We start from the raw sequence: 4,363 nt of genomic DNA, 5'->3' as shown, positions 1-4,363 counted from the left end.
GTCGCCACGCTTCAAAAAGTAACTGGGAATGGAGTGCGTTGTCGGGAACTGTATCCATGGCACGAGGAATGGGTGCGCTGTGATAATGGCATCGCTCCGAAGAACACGCGGTGCATACAGCGCATACAGCTTTTGTTGACACCGGGGTTTAACTACACGGCCCGTGCGCGAAAGCGGGAGACGTATCGCCCGGGATCGCATAATCGAAAAAATAATTTCCGGAAGGCCGTCCGGCTTGCAGCGGCTCTTTCAGGCGGACAGCGAAGCGCACCGCTAAGCATGGTGTGCCAGTGGACACCTGATGATCTATTGATCATCTTTTGATGTCTTTTGATGATGGTCTGCTGATCATCCTTTGATGATGATCTCTTGATCATCTTCGCTTGGCAAATTATTTCTGAGCAGTCGACCCCAGAGAGGCCCCAAGAACATCGATCTTCAAGGCCGACGAGACACCGGCATCTGTATTTGACGACCCGCAGCCCACCGAAGAGCACTGGCTTGAGAATACTGGAAAAGAACCGCCCGTGAGTGCTAAAAGAGGAATACTAAACGAGAATACGGAGGGCCACCAAATGAGAATACGAATACTAAGAGAGGAATCCTAAAAGAGAACCGGCTCGAGAATGAAATCTATTATCTGTTGAAAAGCCACCCCCGAAAGCCAAACGCTCGACAACACCACCATTCTCGCCAACTTAGTGGAGATGATCGGATTCGAACCGACGACCTCCTGCTTGCAAAGCAGGCGCTCTCCCAACTGAGCTACATCCCCACGCTAAACAAACGAAGCTGAAATGAGCTAACAGCGACAACGCATCAGCGCGTGTCAGCGTATCAGCCCTTGTCAGCTTTTGAATTTTCCGCCGATTTCCACACCGAAGAACCTATCCGAAAACGCCCCAACCGGCCAGAACTCCCGGTCGCTGTTTCGTTCTCGGATGGGTTCTTCGTTAATCGCACACCGCGAGAAGTTTCGTAATCGCGCGCTCCACACAGCGCCGAAGTGCGCGCACCTGGACTCGAACCAGGGACCTCGTCCTTATCAGGGACGCGCTCTAACCTACTGAGCTATGCGCGCGTAAACTCCGGTCACCTCGACAGGTGGACCACAGTCAGCCAGTTCCACGTGTAACCGCAAAAGCTACCCAAAACGAGTAGCCCCTCTCCTTTCCGGGTGCCATTTAGGCGCTATCAATACAACGACCGAAACAGCGCCGTGTGTATTGACGGCCACACCACCATGACGCGGTTCTTTCCAGGCCGCCGTACTTACGCTGCTGACTGCAAAGGCCTGACACACGTTTCATTTTCCTATTGTAGCCTTTGCCGGGAGTGTGTAAAGTCCGGGATAAAGCCACCCCATTCAACTCCCCGGGGCATGGCCAAGACGCCTGCGAATACGGGGTTGAAAACCGGGTTTCGAGGCGGTTTCCCCCGAAATGCAACCGAAACGGGAGCCATTGTCTCCCGACTGAGTCCAGTTTGGGTGAAAGATCCCGATCCGCAAGGAGGTACGTGATGACTCTGCGGCAGTGTCCGTTGATGCTTTCAAGTCTTGCTCTCGCTTTGATTGGCGTTCTGTCCGGGTCTGCCCGGCTCGAGTCGGCCCCTCCCACCGTGGAACAGACTTTAGATCTCAAACCAATGCAGCCAGGAGTGGAGATCGATATCCCCACAAAGGAGGAAATGGCGCAATGTACCGTGGCTGCGGAGAAGATAGGGAAGGATGTGGGTTGGGTGGTCAAGGATGGTCGCGGATACGTCTTGCGGCGGTTCCTGGACACCAATGGGGACAATCGGGTGGATACCTGGTGCTATTTCCAGAACGGACTGGAGGTTTACAGGGACATCGATTCCAACGGGGATGGGAAGGTGGACCAATTTCGCTGGTTGACCACGGCCGGTACCCGCTGGGCGATTGACAGCAACCAGGATGGGGTCATCGATCGCTGGCAACAGATCTCCCCGGAAGAGCTTGCGGAAGAAGCTATTCGGTCCCTGGTTGCCAACAATCCGGGAAGGTTTCAATCTCTCTTGCTGACGTCGAGCGAGCTGGCTGGACTCGGTCTGAACGCAGAGACCGAAGCCGAGATCAAGAAGCTGCTTGCTCAGGCGGGGGTTCAATTCGCAGGAGCGGCCAGCAAGGTGTCCTCCCTGGGGACTGTGAAGTGGGTTCAGTTCAGCGGGCATCGTCCGGGCGTTGTGCCCGCCAGTCCCGACGGTCCCAAAACCGATCTGATCGTCTACGAAAATGCCCTCGCTTTTGCGGAGACAGACAAAGGCACGGTGCAATTTCTATTGGGGACGTTGATTCAGGTCGGGTCGGCTTGGAAACTGATTACCGCTCCGCAGCTCATTGAGGATCAGGCGGTGCTGGCTTCTGCCGCCAATCTCTTTTTCCGCCCGCCTGCAGTGGCTCCTTCCCAGCCCGAGGCCACGGCTGGGGTTACCGAAGAGATGCAGAAACTTCTTGACGAGCTGGAAAAACTGGAGGCCGCCGCGAAAGACGCACAAACCCTGGAACAGCAGGCGGCCCTCAATGCGAAGCGAGCTGACATCCTCGAGGCGTTGGAAGCTCAAAGCGAACGACCGGAAGACAAGGCGATGTGGATTCGCCAGTTAGCGGATTTCGTCTCGGCGTCCGTTCAGGCGGGGACATTCCCCCAGGGAGGCGAACGCCTGGCGGCCCTCTATGCGCGTCTGAGCAGAGATCCGGCCAAGCGAGACCTGGCTGCCTATGTGCGGTTCCGCCAACTGACGGCCGAATACTCGCTGGCTCTGCAGGCTCCCGGTGCGAGCTACGACGCCGTGCAGAAGAAATGGGCGGAGAACCTTCAGGAATTCCTGAAACAGTATCCTGATGCTCCCGATGCGGCGAGCGCGCTGATGCAGTTGGCCATCGGAAAGGAATACATGGACGACGTAGAAGGGGCGAAAGCCCTTTATCAAGAGGTGGTGAAAAGGTTTCCGAATGCGCCAGAGGCTCCGAAAGCACAAGGGGCCCTGCGTCGCTTGGGCCTGGAGGGTCAGGTGCTGGAATTTAGAGGAAAGGATCCGCAGGGCGGCACCGTTGACCTGGCCGCGTATCGTGGCAAGGTGGTGCTGCTCCACTATTGGGCGAGCTGGTGCGAGCCCTGCAAGACGGACATGGCGATCCTGAAGGACCTCATCACACGCTACGGCGGCAAATTGGCCATTGTGGGGGTCAATGTGGATACCCGACTGGAAGATATGCAGGCTTACCTGGCCGAGGCACGGCTGAGCTGGCCGCAGATTTACGAACCGGGAGGATTGGAGAGCCGCCCGGCGGTGGAGCTGGGAGTCGTCACGCTGCCGCTCATGATTCTGCTGGATGACCAGGGACGGGTCGTCAATCGGAACGTCACGGCAGCCGAGCTGGAGCGAGAGCTCAAACGGCTTATCAAGTAGTGATGTTCCTGTCTCGGTCGTCCGCCGACTGGCGAGTACGCACGTTCGCGCTGTTCTGAACTGGCGAACAGGATACAATGCGCTAAGCCTGCGATGAAACGCAGTGGACGAAATCCGAGCTCCTGCCTGGAGAATTGCCAATGCGACGGGATCTGTATTGGGCGCTAGTCGGCCTTTGCGTGGTGTGCGGCATGTTCTGGGATCATCCGGCACCGAAAAGGGCAGGGGAGGGACCGGCCGCCGTGCCGCGGGGTCAGGTCGTGGGGGAGAATACCCCGGCAATGTTTTCGGCTTTTCAGGACGAGGGACCTGGTCCTTCCGATCTGGTTGAATCCGGACCGTCCTTAAGCGCAAGACGCGGTCTCGGCCAGACTCTGCGGGAGCGTCTGCGCGCCCGGCGTGAGGCACTTCGCGAGTGGAGAGATCGTTCCCAGGAAATAGGGCAAAACGCCCCCGAGGTCTCACCGGGACCTGCGGGAGAACGTTTTGGAGAATTGCGAAAGCGGTTGGAAGATTTCGTTCAGCAATTGAGGGAACGAATTCAGGGGACTTCGCGAGCACCTGGTGCCGAAGGACTGGGGCTTCCGGAACAACGCATGCCGCCAATTCTGTCTGGCGTCCCTGGACCCGAGAAGCCGGACGGTTCCCAAACTGTCCAGTCAGGTCCAGCGAATCAATTCGCTCCTGTTGGTCCGGAGTTGGTGATTCCGGGGACCTCGTCGTCCATGCAGCCGGCGGGTTCGGGCGGCAGCCCTGGCTTGTCGAAGGCTGGGCCGTCAGACAGCGGCTTGCAGAGGACCGACAAGCCAGTCGCTGCCCATCCGACGGGGCATCCCAAACAGTCGGAACCGGCTGTGGCCCATTCAGAAGAGAAAGAAGAGAAAGCTGAGTCCAAGTCGCCTCCGCAGAACGGCTTGGGGGGCTGGTTCAC

Annotated in this window: 3 protein-coding genes and 2 tRNA genes; 3 read left to right on the top strand and 2 right to left on the bottom strand. The window is 57.7% G+C overall.

Annotation, left to right across the window (positions count from 1 at the left end; all coding sequences use genetic code 11):
* Positions 1 to 324: hypothetical protein (locus tag H5U08_RS11150; protein ID WP_297033002.1), on the top strand; the 324-nt coding region annotated here is incomplete at its 5' end.
* 378 nt (positions 325 to 702) lie between these two features.
* Here H5U08_RS11150 and H5U08_RS11145 read toward each other — a convergent pair.
* Together H5U08_RS11145 and H5U08_RS11140 are read right to left on the bottom strand one after the other, a co-directional pair.
* Positions 703 to 775, bottom strand: a tRNA-Ala gene (locus H5U08_RS11145).
* A 232-nt stretch (positions 776 to 1,007) separates the two neighbouring features.
* A tRNA-Ile gene (locus tag H5U08_RS11140) sits at positions 1,008 to 1,081 on the bottom strand.
* Positions 1,082 to 1,521: 440 nt separating this feature from the next.
* On the opposite strand from H5U08_RS11140, the gene H5U08_RS11135 reads away from it, so the two are divergent.
* Both H5U08_RS11135 and H5U08_RS11130 read left to right on the top strand, forming a co-directional pair.
* On the top strand, positions 1,522 to 3,432 hold the full coding sequence (locus H5U08_RS11135; protein ID WP_297033000.1) for a thioredoxin-like domain-containing protein: 1,911 nt from the start codon (positions 1,522 to 1,524) through the stop codon (positions 3,430 to 3,432).
* A 140-nt stretch (positions 3,433 to 3,572) separates the two neighbouring features.
* A partial coding sequence (locus tag H5U08_RS11130; protein WP_297032998.1) for a hypothetical protein occupies positions 3,573 to 4,363 on the top strand: 791 nt, incomplete at its 3' end.

Source organism: Thermogutta sp., from assembly GCF_014359955.1.
Taxonomy (GTDB): Bacteria; Planctomycetota; Planctomycetia; order Pirellulales; family Thermoguttaceae; genus Thermogutta.
This window is presented reverse-complemented; position numbering and strand designations above follow the sequence as displayed.

Excerpts from the sequence above, each read along its gene's own strand:
- H5U08_RS11135 (WP_297033000.1), top strand. The coding sequence starts at position 1,522 with ATGACTCTGCGGCAGTGTCCGTTGATGCTTTCAAGTCTTGCTCTCGCT.